At 48.9% G+C, this 14,523-nt stretch carries 15 protein-coding genes and 1 other annotated feature; of the genes, 2 read left to right on the top strand and 13 right to left on the bottom strand.

Features of this window, described 5'->3' with window-relative positions:
* Window positions 1-27: 27 nt before the first annotated feature.
* A complete protein-coding gene (locus tag SOI44_RS01410; RefSeq protein ID WP_331347469.1) occupies window positions 28-948 on the bottom strand; it encodes an alpha/beta hydrolase in 921 nt (306 codons plus the stop codon).
* A gap of 124 nt (window positions 949-1,072) precedes the next feature.
* On the opposite strand from SOI44_RS01410, the gene SOI44_RS01405 reads away from it, so the two are divergent.
* Window positions 1,073-2,116: a YdcF family protein gene (locus SOI44_RS01405; RefSeq protein ID WP_331347468.1), complete on the top strand. Its 1,044-nt coding sequence runs from the start codon at window positions 1,073-1,075 to the stop codon at window positions 2,114-2,116.
* A 48-nt stretch (window positions 2,117-2,164) separates the two neighbouring features.
* Here SOI44_RS01405 and SOI44_RS01400 read toward each other — a convergent pair whose 3' ends face one another.
* Together SOI44_RS01400 and SOI44_RS01395 are read right to left on the bottom strand one after the other, a co-directional pair.
* The gene (locus SOI44_RS01400; protein WP_331347467.1) at window positions 2,165-4,777 is read right to left on the bottom strand and encodes a valine--tRNA ligase; all 2,613 of its coding nucleotides are present in this window, start codon (window positions 4,775-4,777) and stop codon (window positions 2,165-2,167) included.
* A 34-nt stretch (window positions 4,778-4,811) separates the two neighbouring features.
* Window positions 4,812-5,011 (bottom strand) — a binding site (T-box leader).
* A 28-nt stretch (window positions 5,012-5,039) separates the two neighbouring features.
* Window positions 5,040-5,291: a hypothetical protein gene (locus SOI44_RS01395; protein WP_331347466.1), complete on the bottom strand. Its 252-nt coding sequence runs from the start codon at window positions 5,289-5,291 to the stop codon at window positions 5,040-5,042.
* A 30-nt stretch (window positions 5,292-5,321) separates the two neighbouring features.
* On the opposite strand from SOI44_RS01395, the gene SOI44_RS01390 reads away from it, so the two are divergent.
* Complete coding sequence (locus SOI44_RS01390) at window positions 5,322-5,885, top strand: SOS response-associated peptidase family protein (protein ID WP_331347465.1); 564 nt, start codon at window positions 5,322-5,324, stop codon at window positions 5,883-5,885.
* Here the strand turns inward: SOI44_RS01390 and ruvB are convergent.
* From ruvB to SOI44_RS01340, 10 genes are all read right to left on the bottom strand, one after another.
* Window positions 5,882-6,889, bottom strand: coding sequence for a Holliday junction branch migration DNA helicase RuvB (gene ruvB, locus SOI44_RS01385; protein WP_331347464.1), 1,008 nt, complete (start codon window positions 6,887-6,889; stop codon window positions 5,882-5,884). The genes SOI44_RS01390 and ruvB overlap by 4 nt on opposite strands.
* 3 nt (window positions 6,890-6,892) lie before the next feature.
* A complete protein-coding gene (gene ruvA, locus SOI44_RS01380) occupies window positions 6,893-7,489 on the bottom strand; it encodes a Holliday junction branch migration protein RuvA (RefSeq protein ID WP_331347463.1) in 597 nt (198 codons plus the stop codon).
* The gene (gene obgE, locus SOI44_RS01375) at window positions 7,486-8,760 is read right to left on the bottom strand and encodes a GTPase ObgE (RefSeq protein ID WP_331347462.1); all 1,275 of its coding nucleotides are present in this window, start codon (window positions 8,758-8,760) and stop codon (window positions 7,486-7,488) included. The genes ruvA and obgE overlap by 4 nt, the downstream gene beginning before the upstream one ends.
* Window positions 8,761-8,835: 75 nt before the next feature.
* Window positions 8,836-9,123, bottom strand: a complete 288-nt coding sequence (gene rpmA / locus SOI44_RS01370) for a 50S ribosomal protein L27 (RefSeq protein ID WP_277007067.1) — start codon at window positions 9,121-9,123, stop codon at window positions 8,836-8,838.
* The gene (locus SOI44_RS01365; protein WP_331347461.1) at window positions 9,120-9,434 is read right to left on the bottom strand and encodes a ribosomal-processing cysteine protease Prp; all 315 of its coding nucleotides are present in this window, start codon (window positions 9,432-9,434) and stop codon (window positions 9,120-9,122) included. The genes rpmA and SOI44_RS01365 overlap by 4 nt, the downstream gene beginning before the upstream one ends.
* 2 nt (window positions 9,435-9,436) lie before the next feature.
* Window positions 9,437-9,748: a 50S ribosomal protein L21 gene (gene rplU, locus SOI44_RS01360; protein ID WP_331347460.1), complete on the bottom strand. Its 312-nt coding sequence runs from the start codon at window positions 9,746-9,748 to the stop codon at window positions 9,437-9,439.
* A 142-nt stretch (window positions 9,749-9,890) separates the two neighbouring features.
* Complete coding sequence (locus SOI44_RS01355) at window positions 9,891-10,124, bottom strand: hypothetical protein (protein ID WP_331347459.1); 234 nt, start codon at window positions 10,122-10,124, stop codon at window positions 9,891-9,893.
* Window positions 10,125-10,138: 14 nt separating this feature from the next.
* Window positions 10,139-11,323 carry a tRNA uracil 4-sulfurtransferase ThiI gene (thiI, locus tag SOI44_RS01350; protein WP_331347458.1) on the bottom strand — a complete coding sequence of 395 codons (1,185 nt, stop codon included), beginning with the start codon at window positions 11,321-11,323 and terminating at the stop codon, window positions 10,139-10,141.
* A complete protein-coding gene (locus SOI44_RS01345) occupies window positions 11,310-12,452 on the bottom strand; it encodes a cysteine desulfurase family protein (RefSeq protein WP_331347457.1) in 1,143 nt (380 codons plus the stop codon). Before SOI44_RS01345 ends, thiI begins: the two co-directional genes overlap by 14 nt.
* Window positions 12,436-14,163: a septation ring formation regulator EzrA gene (locus SOI44_RS01340; protein ID WP_331347456.1), complete on the bottom strand. Its 1,728-nt coding sequence runs from the start codon at window positions 14,161-14,163 to the stop codon at window positions 12,436-12,438. The genes SOI44_RS01345 and SOI44_RS01340 overlap by 17 nt, the downstream gene beginning before the upstream one ends.
* Window positions 14,164-14,523: the final 360 nt, after the last annotated feature.

Below are 14,523 nucleotides of genomic sequence, written 5' to 3'. Positions count from 1 at the left end.
GACACACAGCCTCCGCATCTTCGTAAATCATGCATTCAATTTTGATTTCAGATAATCCGTAATCAGTCCTGCCGGATCATCCTTGAGGTCATCTTTTGTCAGCAGCTCACGTTCACTGCCGCAGGCATAATAGTTATCAAACAGCATGCTTTCCGGGACAAACTCTGAGGTATTGCCCTGTACAAACAGCATCGGTACGGATGCCTGCTTGAGCTGACGGACAGTAGAAACATCCTTCAAAGAGAAGTGCAGCAGCTGGCGGGCCAGAACTTCAATGCCCGGCATGACAATTCTGCCATCTGCCTTCATGGCATGGCTGATGCCGCGTACAAGCACTTCATTGACATCGCTGAAACCACCCTGGGCAACACCGCACACAACATTCTTCGGGATGTAATCACCAACGGCATTCATGACGGCATTGGCACCGATCGAAACACCATACAGGGCAATGCGTGCATCTGGATCCAGATTGACAAGATAGTTGACCCAGCTGATCAGATCATAGTGTTCTGCCCAGCCAAGTGTTGTATATTTGCCTTCACTCTTGCCGCAGCCTCTGCTGTCTGCTGCCAGAACGTTAAAGCCGGCCTGATCCAAAGCATACAGGTAATCCAGCAGTGTGCCGGCATAGCTGCCCGGGCCAAAGGCAAGTACGACCCAGTTATGGCTGTCCGGATGATTCTGCAGGCGCAGAGCATGCAGCTTCAGGCCATCAAATGAATTCAGAGTGTCATCTTCACGCACGGAATGATGGAACCATTCTGCCTTTTCTCCGTTTTTAAAGGTCAGAAAGGCTGTACCGCCCTTGCCGGAATATAAATCAGACTGGACAAGGTTGAATACCTGGTGGAAGATATAGGCACTGATGCCTGCATAGGCACCGGCTGCTGCACCTGCTGTGACAGCAGCAGCTTTCAGAAAGGGATGATCGTTCTTTTTGCTCATATATTCGCTCCTTTGTTGCATTTCAATACTAAAGAAATTATAGCATGTCTGAAATAGAAGAAGAACCCTTCTCTTATCTACAGATCCGCTTGTTTGGCGGGAAAAATTATGGTACACAATACCTATGATTCAAAATAACCTGATCTATTCGCAAGCTTCACTCAATGTCATCAAGGATGCCGCTGTTCTGGCGGCCATTTTCTGGGGGATCCTTCTGGTCAGTATGCTGATTGACCGCCGAAGGATGCGCAACTGTTTCTTCCTGCTGGCTGCCCTGCTGATGACCCAGCCATTGATCGCCTCCATGTTTGGAAAGTACAGCGATGTTGCCGCCCTGGTGATTCTGATCCTGATCTGTGCGGTGCTGCTGGCTGTTCCAATCGTATTGATCGGCAATGGCATCATCATGCTGAAACGGGAAGGACGAAGCTTTGCCAATATGCTGTCACTGCTGTTTGGCCTGTTCATCGGGGCTGGTGAAACTGCCACCATCTGTGTCATCTTTCAGACCAGCATCACTTCGATTCCTGTCATGGTCATGATCTCAGTGAGTGTCATTTACTTCTGTCTGATCTTTCTTTCCTTCTTTCTATATTCGCTGTTTATCCAGCATATTCCCCATACCCGTGATTTTGACTTTGTCATTATCCATGGAGCCGGCCTGCTGCATGGCAATCAGGTTTCCAAACTGCTGGCTGACCGTCTGGATAAAGCAATTCTGGTCTATCAAAAGGACAAGACACATCCCATCATGATTCCCAGCGGCGGCCAGGGATCTGATGAAACTGTATCTGAGGCAAGAGCCATGGCAGATTATCTGCTTGTCCACGGGGTGGATCCCAAGGATATTGAACTGGAGGACAAATCACTGAACACGTGGCAGAATCTGCAGAATTCCTTTGCCATTATCAATGCACATGAAGGCAGAAAGCGGACTGCGCTTGTCACTTCCAATTATCATGTCTACCGCTGTCTGCAGTACTGCCGTCAGCTTGGATACAAATGCACCGGTATTGGTGCCCATACGGCTGCCTACTATTATCCCAGTGCCTTAATCCGTGAATTTGCGGCAGTGATGAAAAACAAGCGGCATCTCAAGCTGATTCTGGGCGGCTGGCTCATTCTGCTGTTACCGTTTATTCTGATGGCAATCAATGTAATCGCATAAGAAAATGCCCTGTTTCGGGATTTCCCGAAGCAGAGCATTTTTTATTGGTTACTTTTTCAGCTGGGCAAGACGGCTGGTAATGACTTCATACTGTTTCTGATAGGCTTCCTGTTTCTGCTTCTCAGAATCCACCTTGGCCTGCGGTGCCTTGGCAAGGAAGCCCGGATTGGACAGAATGTGGCTGCTTCTTGACAGTTCCTGTTCCAGACGCTTCTTTTCTGCTTCCAGCTTCTTGAGCTCTTCCACCGGATCCTGCAGCTGGCTGCTTGGCAGATAAAGTGAACCCTGATAGATGGTTTCAACCGTCAGATCGCCATCGAGATCTTCTTTCCATTCTGCCTTTGCCATCTTGGCAAGAATGGCAGACAGGTACGGCTTTGGTGCAATGACATTGCCATCGAGATCTTTTACCATGACGCTGAGCACCGTGCTTGGCTTGAGATCATTGGCTGCCTTGATTTCACGGATCTTCTGGATCATGGAAACAAGACGGTCCATGCCTTCCATGTCAGCTTCCGGAATATTGTCGATATGCTTCGGCCAGGTCTCTTTGCAGATAGATTCCTGGGTATGCGGCATCGTCAGATAGATTTCCTCGGTCACAAATGGCATGAATGGATGCAGCAGACGGACGATGTTGTTCAGCACAACCAGCAGTGTGCTCTGGGCGGCCTTCTTGATTGCAGGATCCTCATCATTGAGTGAGCTCTTGCACATTTCAAGATACCAGCTGCAGAAATCATTCCAGACAAAGGAGTACAGCTCATTGCCAACCAGGGCAAATTCATACTTCTCCATGTTTTCGCTGACATGGTCAATAGTCTGGTTCAGTTTATTGAGGATCCAGGCATCGGCGGCTGACAGGTTGGAAAGATCTACATCCTCCATCGTCATGCCTTCATCCAGGTTCATCAGCACAAATCTGGACGCATTCCAAAGCTTGTTGATGAAGTTCCAGGCTGCCTCTACCTTGGCAGGAATATAGCGCATATCCTGGCCAGGGGTGCTGTTGGTCGTCAGGAAGAAACGCAGGGCATCAACGCCATAGTCATCAATGACTTTCATCGGATCAATGCCGTTGCCAAGTGATTTGGACATCTTTCTGCCCTGCTCATCACGGATCAAGCCATGAATCAATACATCACGGAATGGTCTGTTCTTGGTGAAGTGGCGGGCCTGGAATGCCATTCTGGCAACCCAGAAGAAGATGATGTCATAGCCGGTTACCAGCACATCGGTTGGATAGTAACGCTTGTAGTCCTCGGTTTCCTCAGGCCAGCCAAGTGTTGCAAACGGCCACAATGCACTGGAGAACCAGGTATCCAGAACATCTTCATCCTGCACCCAGTTTTCCGGATCCTTTGGATCGGTTTCTCCAACATAGGTTTCACCGGTCTTCTTGTTGTACCAGGCCGGAATGCGGTGTCCCCACCACAGCTGACGGGAAATGCACCAGTCTTCAATGTTCTCCAGCCACTGGTTGAAGGTCTTTTCAAAGCGCTCCGGATAGAAGTTGATCTTCTGATCAGGATCTTTCTGATGGGCAAGTACATCATCGGCCAGCGGCTTCATGCGTACAAACCACTGCTGGGAAAGATATGGCTCCACGACGCAGTGGGTTCTTTCGGAATGGCCGACATTGTGGGTGATATTTTCAATCTTGACCAGATTTCCGTCTTCCTTGATCTGCTCGACAACGGCATCACGGGCTGCGTAGCGGTCCATGCCTTCATATTTTCCGCACAGCTTGTTCATGGTGCCATCCGGATTCATGCAGATCGGCTTGGGCAGATGGTGACGCTCGGCAATGGCAAAGTCGTTAGGATCATGGCCCGGCGTGCACTTCATGATGGCCGTACCGAAATCCATATCGATGTAGTCATCGCCGATGATCGGCAGTTCCTCGCCATTAGCAGGGTTGGTTGTATGCAGGCCGATCAGATGCTTCCAGCGCTCATCGTTCGGGTTAACGACGATGCACACATCACCAAACATTGTCTCCGGACGGGTTGTGGCAACATGGATCTCTTCGCCTGTCTCTTTGACGATGTAGCGGAAATAGTACATCTTGCCGGGATCATCCTGGTAATAGACTTCGATGTTGGAAAGAGCTGTACGGGCCTCCGGATCCCAGTTGATGATACGCCAGCCGCGGTAGATCAGACCTTCGTTATACAGCGTGACAAAGACATGGCGGACTGCTTTGTTGAAGCCTTCATCCATGGTGAAACGCTCACGGCTGTAGTCCAGGGAGTTGCCAAGCTTGGCCCACTGTTTGCGGATTGTGGAGGCATATTCTCCCTTCCACTCCCAGGCACGTTCCATGAACTTTTCACGGCCGATGTCATAGCGGGAAATACCTTCGCTCTTGAGTCTGGCATCGACTCTTGCCTGGGTGGCAATGCCGGCATGGTCCATGCCCGGCAGATACAGCATGTCATATCCCTGCATCCGTTTGTAGCGGGCAATAATATCCTGCAGGGTATTGTCCCAGGCATGGCCGATATGCAGAATACCGGTGACATTCGGGGGCGGGATCACAATGGTAAAGGGATCCTTGGCCTTATCGCCGGCTGTGAAGTATCCCTTCTTGACCCATTCATCATAGCGGCCGTCTTCGACAGCCTTATGATCATACTTTGCATCAAGATTTTTCTTCATTCTTCCTCCTGTAACAAACAAAAAGCGTCTGCATTGCAAGGACGCAGACGCTGGCGTGGTACCACCTTAGCTTACTTCTCAATATGCATAACGCGCATCCCACGGTATAGCTTACTGCCATTTCAGCCATACAGCTGCCGGAGGACTTCATGAAGCGCGGCTGTCTGCTTGCACCAGCCGCAGACTCTCTTTTAAACCGTTGATTTCATTACTCATTCCGGCAATTGCCTTGCCAAGATTGTAACACAGCATACTGGAAAAATCAGCGGTGAATTGCATCGACAAAGCGGCGCAGCAGGCCGGTATTGCCCACTTTGCGGGTGATGATATCAGCCAGGATGAAATTCAGAATATACAAAGCGAGGCGCAACCATGGGTTCAGCTCAAACAGGACATCAAAGGCCGTAATGATCAGGGCACCAATAGCAAAAATGATGATGCACGTGATCATCATTGACAGGAAATAGCGGTGTCTGGTCCTGGCGAGTTCTCTGCTTGGCTTAGGCTGTTTCATGCCCTCATTGTAACATGGTATAATGGTGGCATGTGTGGAAGATACCAGTTTTACGATAACAAATCCATTTCAATCCGCCATCTGATTGCGATGGCAAAGTCGAAAATGCCGCCGGCAGAATTTGGGCAGCTGTCCCTTTTTGAAGTGTTCCCAAATCAAAAAGTTCTGATCGGTGCCTATGATGAAAAAACACAGCGGTTTGGTTCTGCGATTATGAAATGGGGTTATACACGGGGAAAAGGCATTGTCATCAATGCCCGTTATGAGACTTTTCTTTCCTCACCTTTTTTTGCAGATTCTTTTCCCTGCGCCGTACAGTGCAGCGGCTATTATGAATGGTCAAAACAGCCTCGGCGCAAATACTATTTCACCAGTGAAACAGAGCCTGTGTATCTGGCTGGAATCTGCCATCAGGAAGCTGATGGGCTGCATTTTGTCATCCTGACCGAAGATGCCAGAGATGCTCAGAAGAAGATTCATGACCGTCAGCCGATCATGCTGGATAAAGAAAAGGCAAAGGCATGGTGCAAGGATATCACCATGCCTCTGTCACAGTTTTCTCTGCAGAACAGAATCATTCAGATTGCAGCTTAGAACAGCCTGTCATTGTGGCTGATTCTGAGATGTTCATATGCCTTTTCGGTTGCCACCCTGCCTCTGCTGGTGCGGTTGACAAAGCCGATCTGAATCAGATATGGCTCATAGACATCTTCCAGGGTTGTGGCTTCTTCGGAGATGGAATTGGCCAGCGACTCAAGGCCGACCGGCCCGCCGTCAAAGCGTTCAATGATACCGCGCAGATAGCGGATATCCACTTCATCCAGTCCAAGGGCATCCACATGCAGGCGGTTGAGTGATTCATCCGCAATTTCTTTTGTAATCACGCCATCATTCAATACCTGGGCGAAATCCCGGATACGCCGCAGCAGACGGTTGGCAATACGCGGCGTGCCGCGGGATCTTTTGGCAATCTCAATGGCAGCTTCTTCATCCATCTGTGTATTCAATACCCTTGCCGTTCTTTTCACAATGCTTTCCAGCTGATCCTGGGTATAGTAGTTCAGCTTGGAAACAATACCGAAGCGGTCCCGCAAAGGTGCGGACAGATCACCGGCTCTGGTGGTAGCACCAACCAGTGTAAACGGCGGCAGATCCAGACGGATGGACCTTGCTTCGGTATCCTTGCCGACCATGACATCGATGCAGAAGTCTTCCATGGCCGGATACAGCACTTCCTCAACGATCTTGGGCAGGCGGTGAATTTCATCAATGAAAAGAATATCGCCTGGTTCAAGAACAGACAGAACGGCAGCCAGATCACCCGGCTTATCAATGCTTGGTCCGGATACTGTACGCACATGGGTATGCATCTCATTGGCAAGGATATAAGCCAGAGTTGTTTTGCCAAGTCCCGGTGGACCATACAGCAGTACATGATCAAGGGATTCATGGCGCTGCAGGGCAGCCTGAATGAAGATGCGCAGATTGCTCTTCAGATCATCCTGGCCCACATATTCATCCAGGGTCTGAGGACGGATATTTTCCTCGTCATCCCCCTTTTCCGGCATTGCACTCAGCAGATCATTTTCATCCCTCATGACTTATCCTCCCAGACGGCTGTTCATCAGGGCGCGCAGACCGATCTTGAGATACTCTTCGGTGCGCAGGCCCGGACTCTTCTTCATGATGGTAACAGCTTTTTCGATTTCATTGGGGCGATAGCCGAAATTCTTTAATCCTTCCGCCGCTTCCGCCATTTCCTTCGGCAGCTCTTCCTTTGAGGAGGAAGTATTCTTTGACGCAACCGGCACAAGCTTGCCTTTCAGATCCAGCACAATCTGACTGGCTGCTTTAGGACCGATGCCTGGCATTGCCTTCAGGTACTTGACATCGCCTTCTTCAATGGCGGCGATGGTCTTTTCATACTTGTCGCGTGACAGAATATTCATGGCTGTCTTAGGGCCAAGGCCTTTGACAGAGATCAGCCGCAGAAACAGCTGTTTTTCCTCCTGTGCAGAAAAGCCAAACAGCCGCATGTCATTTTCACTGATATGCAGATACGTATATACCTTGACCCGCTGGCCGACATGTACGTCGGAAACATGGGGATAAAAGATTTCCCAGCCCATGCCGTCATGATCAATGGTGATGCTGTCAGTGGAGACAGCATCAATGGTTCCACTGATAAAAGCGATCATTCCTTATACCCCATGATATAGCGGCCGACAATGACCTGATCACCATCTCTGGCACCAGCCTGATACAATGCCTTGTCGACACCCATCTGGTTAAGCTTCAAAGCAAACTGATAGGATTCATTCTCATCATCAAAGTCGATGGTTTCAGCCATTCGGTCAATCTTTTCAGATTCCACCTTGAAGCGGTGCGGTCCCTGCTTGGTAATGTAGAAATCAGGACGTTTCGGCTGGTACTGATACACGACTGTTTCTTCCTGTGGTTCAGGATTTTCAGCTTCGGCTTTCTTTGCGGCATCAATGGCATCCATGGCCGCATACAGAACTTCATTGACACCTTTATGCTGCAGAGCACTCATTTCAAACACATGCAGATCCGGATATGCCTTCTTGAACTCTTCCAGATAAACCGGTGCATATTCATCATCCATCTTACCGGCTACCACGATCTGCTTCTTTTCTGCAAGGTCATGGCCATAGCTGGCCAGTTCATGATTGATGACTTTGTAGCATTCCACCGGATCTCCCTGCTGGCCTGACATATCAACGAGATGGATCAGGACACGGCAGCGGCGGATATGGCGCAGAAATTCATCGCCAAGTCCTTTGCCTTCAGCAGCACCTTCAATCAGACCAGGCATATCGGCCAGTACAAAGCTGCGGCCGTCCGGCAGATCCACAACACCGATATTGGGTTCCAGGGTTGTAAACTGATAGGGTGCAATGGCAGGTTTGGCATTGGTCACGATGGACAGGAATGTGGACTTGCCTACAGATGGATAGCCGACCAGGCCGCAGTCTGCCAGCAGCCGCAGTTCCAGCTGCAGATCCAGGCTCTGGCCGATTTCACCAGGCTGGGCATATTCCGGAGCATCGTTCCTGGCTGTGGCAAAGTGCCAGTTGCCAAGTCCGCCTTTGCCGCCATGGGCAATCAGAACCTTCTGGCCTGGCTGGGTCAGATCAGCCAGCAGATCATTGTTAGCCGCGTTGCGGATCATGGTTCCGGGTGGAACCGGGACAACAATATCATCCCCGCTCTTGCCGTGCATCTTCTTGATCAGGCCTGGTGCTCCATTGCCTGCTTTGATAGTTTTGGTATAGCGCAGCTTGGTCAGGGTTGTTTCGTTTGTATCGACACAGAAATAGATGTCGCCGCCCTTGCCGCCGTCACCGCCAAAAGGACCGCCATTGGGATAGAACTTTTCTCTGCGCCAGGCAACACAGCCTCTGCCGCCGTCACCTGCTTTGACATGCAGTTTAATATAATCGATCATGCGGCACCTCCTTTTCTTTCATAATTAATAAAATGCTCCTGACAGCAGTCAGGAGCGTTGGATTCATTCTTCAGTTTAAGCTTCCTGCGGATAAACAGAAACCTGTTTCTTATCCTTGCCAAGGCGCTCATACTTGACGATACCAGATGCTGTCGCAAACAGTGTATCATCACCGGCACGCTTTACATTCTTGCCCGGCATGATCCGTGTGCCTCTCTGACGGTAGATAATAGAACCGCAGTTGGCAAACTCACCGTCTGCCTTCTTGGCACCAAGACGTCTGCCAGCAGAGTCACGGCCGTTCTTTGTGGAAGATACACCTTTTTTACTGGCGAAGAACTGAATATCTAATGTGAACTTCATGGTTTTGCCTCCATTTTTACTTTAACAAATTGCTTTTCCGTTTCAGCAACGGTCTGCAGCTGAATGAGACCGGTACGCATCACCGGTTCACTCAGAGAATCCGGCCTGGAAATATGAATCGAAATACAGTTATCTGTTACCTGACATTCACCGTCCGGTACAAGCTGATCCACTGCATTCAGCAGGCCAAATCCAATCGCGCTCACAGCTGCACAGACAAGATCTTTTCCATAGACATCAGAACCAGCATGGCCCGTGATGCGCAGATCACAGATCTTTCCATCTTTTTCAGCTGCGGTGATACGAATCATAATCAGCCTTCAATTGATACAACTGTAAGCTTTGTATACGGCTGACGATGACCCTGACGGGCACGGGTGGAACCCTTCTTCGCCTTATACTTGAATACACGGACCTTCTTGTCCTTGCCCTGCTTCTCAACCTTGCAGGTTACCTTGGCACCCTCAACATAAGGAGTACCAATCTTGGTGCCTTCATTGCTGAGAAGGCAAACCTTGTCAAATACTACTTCATCACCAGCTTCAACGTTGAGCTTTTCAACGAAGATCGACTGGCCAGCTTCAACCTTAAGCTGCTTTCCGCCTGTTTCGATAACTGCGTACATTTCTACACCTCCTGACACTTATCATAAGACGCGCCATTAAGGGGACAAATTGTCTTAACCCTGTTCTGAGCGGTTACAGACCTCATCAAGAGGGCTGATAACGGAGATATTCTAGCATAAACAAAAGCAATGTCAATCCGTGTTATTTCAGCAGACGGGCAATCTTTTTGGCATACTTTACACGTTCTCTTGCATCGCAGTTGGAAATGCGTGTAAACAGATCAAAGATCTTCAGTTTGCGGTCTGTCTTATAGGACTCATCCAGCTCAACCTTGACGATCATCGGATTCAAGGCGTCCACAAACTCCTGATCACTCTTGTCTTTGCTGTTTCTGGCCAGATCAATCAGCTGCTGGCCCAATTCACTCTTTGCCATATTTACTCCTGTAATTAAAGGAAATCATCCTTTGTTTCGGGTTTTACGGTAACAGTCTCTTCTTCTGCCACGCATTTTTCCAGCATCGGCTGCCAGTCAAACTTTGATTCATAATATTCTGATTTATGAATCGTAGGATTGGTTACCGGATTCTTAGGATCAAAGATTGTGCAGCAGTCTTCATATGGAAGAATAGACGTTTCATAGGTGCCGATGCGGCGGGCAAGATCAATGATCTCAACCTTGTCGAAGCATACCAGCGGCCGCAGCACCGGAATGCGGATCACATCATTGATGACAGCCATAGAAGCCAGTGTCTGGGATGCGACCTGCCCTACGCTTTCACCTGTGCCAAGGGCAAGGCAGTTATTCTGCTTTGCGACCATCTCAGCCAGGCGGAACATCATTCTTCTCATCAGAGTGACAGCATATGGATCACCGGCTGCTTTATAAATTGCAAGCTGGATATCCGTGAAGTTAAGATAATGGATCTTCATGCGGCCCTGATAGATAGAAACAAGTCTGGCCAGTTCGGCTACTTTATCCCTTGCAGCCTGGCTAGTATAAGGCGGTGAAGCAAAGTGCACCGCCTCTACTTCAATGCCCCTCTTCATCAATTCATAGGCTGCCACCGGTGAATCAATGCCGCCGGATAATAACAGCAGCACTTTGCCATTGATACCGGCAGGATAGCCGCCGGCACCGGGAATCTTATCACTGGTGATATATGTATCATTTTCATGAATTTCAACCCGGATCAGCAGCTCAGGATTGTGTACATCCACTTTCAGATCCGTATTGTCCAGAATGACACCGGCAATGTGGCGGTTGACCGCATCAGAGACCATCGGGAATGTCTTGTCATGCCGCTTTGTCAGCATCTTGAATGTCTTCTTATCTGTTTCTTTTGCTATCTGAAGACAGCGGGCTGTAATGGCATCAATATCACTGTCTACTCTTTCTGTAAAAGAGAAAGAGGAAATGCCAAATACCTTTTTCAGACGGTCGGCAATTTCAGCAGGATCCTCATCCTGCAGTTTGATATAGATGCGGTCATACGTCCGTTTGTACTGCAGATCCTTGTAGTCTCTGAGCATATAGCGGATATTGCGGTCAAGCCGGCGGATGAAATCCTTTCGGTTCTTGCCCTTGGTACTGAGTTCGCCATAGCGAATCAAAACGGTATCATACTTTACCATACTGTTTCGTAATCTCCTTTAATGCAGAAAGAAATGCATCGATTTCCTCCGGTGTATTATGCCGTGACAAAGATACACGGATACAGCTGCTTGCCCTTCTGCGGGAATATCCCATGGCAAGCAGCACATAGCTTGGATTGTCACTGCGGGAATCACATGTACTGCGGGCACTGACCATAAACCCCTTCTCATTCAGGGCATTCTGCATCACTTCACTGGGGATATCCTCATATGAGAAATTCACGGTTGAAACAACGCCATCTTCAGGACTGTTGATTTCAATGCCGGGAATCTGTTTCAGGCCTATCAGAAGCTGATCATGCATGTCTTTGATATATGCATGATATCGTTTCCCGTTTTCAAGTGCCAGCCGAAGTGTCTTGGCAAAAACCATATCCGCAACCGCATTGGCAGTACCGCCGCGGATGCCGAATTCCTGCTCACCGCCATTGATCAATGGTTCAAACGGGACATAGCTCTTTTTGACAAGGATACCGCTGCCCTTCAGGCCTTCCAGCTTATGGGCACTGATGGAAGCCAGATCAATATTGCTCAGATCAAGGTCAACCTTGCTAACTGCCTGGGTCAGATCCACATGCATGAAGGCATGGGTATGATGGCGGACATAATCGGCAATCTCATTGATGGGATTGATGGCGCCAGATTCATTGTTGACATACATGATGGAGACAATGGCAGTATCCTCTTCCACTGCCTTTTTCACATCTTCAACAGAAACCCTGCCATCAGGGCCAACCGGAAGATAATCAACCTTTGTTCCAAACAGACGTTCCATCTGCCGGCAGGCATTCAGAATGGAAGAATGCTCCACGCAGGAAGTAACGATGTGGTTCTTTCCTTTCTGGGCAAGTGTGACACCCTTGATGGCACTGCTGTTGGCTTCTGAGGAACCAGATGTGAAGATGATCTCATCACTTTTGACGCCCAAAAGCCCGGCAGCGGCTGCCCGGGCTTTTTCAAGCTTATGATGAATGGTAATGCCTTCATCATATAAAGATTCACTGTTGCAGTAATCCTGTGCAAGCAGCTTCTCATAGGTAGAAAGAACATCCGGATTGATATTCGTTGTGCTTGCACTGTCAAAATATACTCTATGCACCTTTTGCATTCTCCTTGATCATGTGTTCATAGTTGCCCGGATGAATCTTTTCAATCGTGGCAATTGCCATGGTCAGAGCCTGCGTATATTCACCATTGCGGAAAGCCAGCTCCGCCCGGGTCAGTTCAGAATCAATATCGGCATAGGTAGAACGGTACCGGTTGCCAAAGACAATCGTATTTTCCACCATCACAACCGTACCCACAACATTATTGACATCATTGTAAAGCTTATAGATGAAGTCCAGTGCTTCCTGCAGGGCGCTGTTTACAGTCTGAATATTCAGCGGCACCTGCGCCATCATCTGTTTCAGATGTTCAATGTAGCTTTCTGCCTTCTTCATATCGCTGTCATACTGACGGGAGATATTGGGAAGCTTGTATTTGCGGATCTTCACCTGAATCTGGTTCATGATGATCTGCAGTTTGATCAGCTGCTTGCGGGCACGCTCCTCATCACCGGATGCCGCCTCAATCTTCGTGCGCATCTTAGCAAGCGAGTCTCCAACTTCATGAACACCGTCATTGAGCTCCTTTAATGCAACCAGAACAGTTGTGCTTGGAATCATGTGATTCTTCACACTCTCCATGATCCGCGGCCTTTCTGCCTGCAGGCGCTGGAATTCCTCCTTGCGCTTGGTCAGATCATGGTCCATGCCTTCTAAGCCAAAGCGGACATTGGTATGGTCATAGTGATCCGTCACATACTGGAATGTCTTCTCTACCTGAGCAAACTGTGCTTCGGTATCCTGGGCAAGTGCATTCACTTCATCAAAGGCTTTGCCCTCTTTATTAACGGCATCATCCAGCTGCTGGATCCGCTGCTTGTAATCATCCAGATGAGCACGCACGCCATCGATATGACCGTTCTTGAGATTCTTGAGATCATCCTTCAACGCAACGGTCAGCGTGCTGAGATTGTTTTCAACCTCAATATGTTTGAGATACACGCCGCGGTTGCGTTCACGGGCATAATCCTTATGCAGATTCTCAGCCATGTTGGGAATTACGCCGCGGGCATCTGTCAGAAGTGCCGGCATCTGTTCTACATTGGTCTGGATCTCATCCAGAGAATTCTTGATATTGACAAGCTCCTGGTTTGCTTTTTCAAAGTCGGAGGAGAACATCCATTCTTCAAACGTTGAGAACATCTGCTCCGTGGAGCTGATCTTTTCTTCCAGGTACTGCCAGCAGTAGGAAAGCTCAGCGCTGTGCTCCTGTGCTTCACTCTTGAGGGCACGGAAACGGTTCTTGTAAGAAGTGACCAGCTGTCTCTGGGTTGTCTCTTTGGCAAGGATCAGATCCAGCATATCATTCAGGGTTGTGGCACCGGTCTTGGCAGCAGCCAGTTCTTCATCGAGCTGGTCCAGCAGGCCGTCCGCTTTCTTTAATTTGCCGACAGAGATGGCATCCTCTGCATCCGAAAGATGCTCGGCAGCAGCAGCGACATTGCCTTCATACTTGTCAAAGACTTCCTGTGCTTCCTTGACCTTCTTGGTTGTTTCCTCATCAATGCGTCCGATTGTATTCGCCTTGTTCATCTTGAACTGCAGCGGGAAATTCTTGAGCTCATCATAACGATCCTGATACCCCTTCAGATCCTTCTGGTAGCTCTTGGTACGGACTCTTGTAACGATCATCCAGATCAGTAATATCAAAACAACCACGGCTATGGCTGCAAGTACGCGTATATCGCTTAAAATGTTCAGAACTTGATTCATTGTGCCTTCCTCCCATTTTGATCACTTCTCAAAGCTTATTTATTCTATCATAAAACCTCTGACTTTTTACGGGTGAGTGTACAAGGTTTAGCCCGCCGGCGAGGAATTTGATTGATCAAGCATACGGCATAGAACATCCTGTGACAACAAAAATCAGCGGAAACAGGCATGAAACCGTATGATTTCATTGACTTGTGAAAGTCTGTAATGATATCATAGACCAGCGACTAATGATAGCAGCATGCAGAGTCATGGTCCAGGCGTTGCGAACATCCCGTTGGGATACGCTCCCAGTAGCCGGCTGCAAACGGTGAACAGCCCTGTTGCAACACCCGCCAGAAGATAATCTGCACCTGTTGT

This window comes from Lactimicrobium sp., from assembly GCF_036453465.1.
GTDB lineage: Bacteria > Bacillota_I > Bacilli_A > Erysipelotrichales > Erysipelotrichaceae > Bulleidia.
The sequence above is the reverse complement of the archived record's forward strand: the minus strand, read 5'-3'. Positions and strand labels throughout refer to the sequence as shown.

Excerpts from the sequence above, each read along its gene's own strand:
- SOI44_RS01345 (WP_331347457.1), bottom strand. The coding sequence starts at position 12,452 with ATGCAAAAGGTGCATAGAGTATATTTTGACAGTGCAAGCACAACGAAT.
- SOI44_RS01355 (WP_331347459.1), bottom strand. The coding sequence starts at position 10,124 with ATGGCAAAGAGTGAATTGGGCCAGCAGCTGATTGATCTGGCCAGAAAC.
- ruvB (WP_331347464.1), bottom strand. The coding sequence starts at position 6,889 with ATGAGGGATGAAAATGATCTGCTGAGTGCAATGCCGGAAAAGGGGGAT.
- SOI44_RS01340 (WP_331347456.1), bottom strand. The coding sequence starts at position 14,163 with ATGAATCAAGTTCTGAACATTTTAAGCGATATACGCGTACTTGCAGCC.
- ruvA (WP_331347463.1), bottom strand. The coding sequence starts at position 7,489 with ATGATCGCTTTTATCAGTGGAACCATTGATGCTGTCTCCACTGACAGC.
- SOI44_RS01390 (WP_331347465.1), top strand. The coding sequence starts at position 5,322 with ATGTGTGGAAGATACCAGTTTTACGATAACAAATCCATTTCAATCCGC.
- rplU (WP_331347460.1), bottom strand. The coding sequence starts at position 9,748 with ATGTACGCAGTTATCGAAACAGGCGGAAAGCAGCTTAAGGTTGAAGCT.
- thiI (WP_331347458.1), bottom strand. The coding sequence starts at position 11,323 with ATGGTAAAGTATGATACCGTTTTGATTCGCTATGGCGAACTCAGTACC.
- SOI44_RS01405 (WP_331347468.1), top strand. The coding sequence starts at position 1,073 with ATGATTCAAAATAACCTGATCTATTCGCAAGCTTCACTCAATGTCATC.
- SOI44_RS01395 (WP_331347466.1), bottom strand. The coding sequence starts at position 5,291 with ATGAAACAGCCTAAGCCAAGCAGAGAACTCGCCAGGACCAGACACCGC.
- rpmA (WP_277007067.1), bottom strand. The coding sequence starts at position 9,123 with ATGAAGTTCACATTAGATATTCAGTTCTTCGCCAGTAAAAAAGGTGTA.
- SOI44_RS01410 (WP_331347469.1), bottom strand. The coding sequence starts at position 948 with ATGAGCAAAAAGAACGATCATCCCTTTCTGAAAGCTGCTGCTGTCACA.
- obgE (WP_331347462.1), bottom strand. The coding sequence starts at position 8,760 with ATGATCGATTATATTAAACTGCATGTCAAAGCAGGTGACGGCGGCAGA.
- SOI44_RS01365 (WP_331347461.1), bottom strand. The coding sequence starts at position 9,434 with ATGATTCGTATCACCGCAGCTGAAAAAGATGGAAAGATCTGTGATCTG.
- SOI44_RS01400 (WP_331347467.1), bottom strand. The coding sequence starts at position 4,777 with ATGAAGAAAAATCTTGATGCAAAGTATGATCATAAGGCTGTCGAAGAC.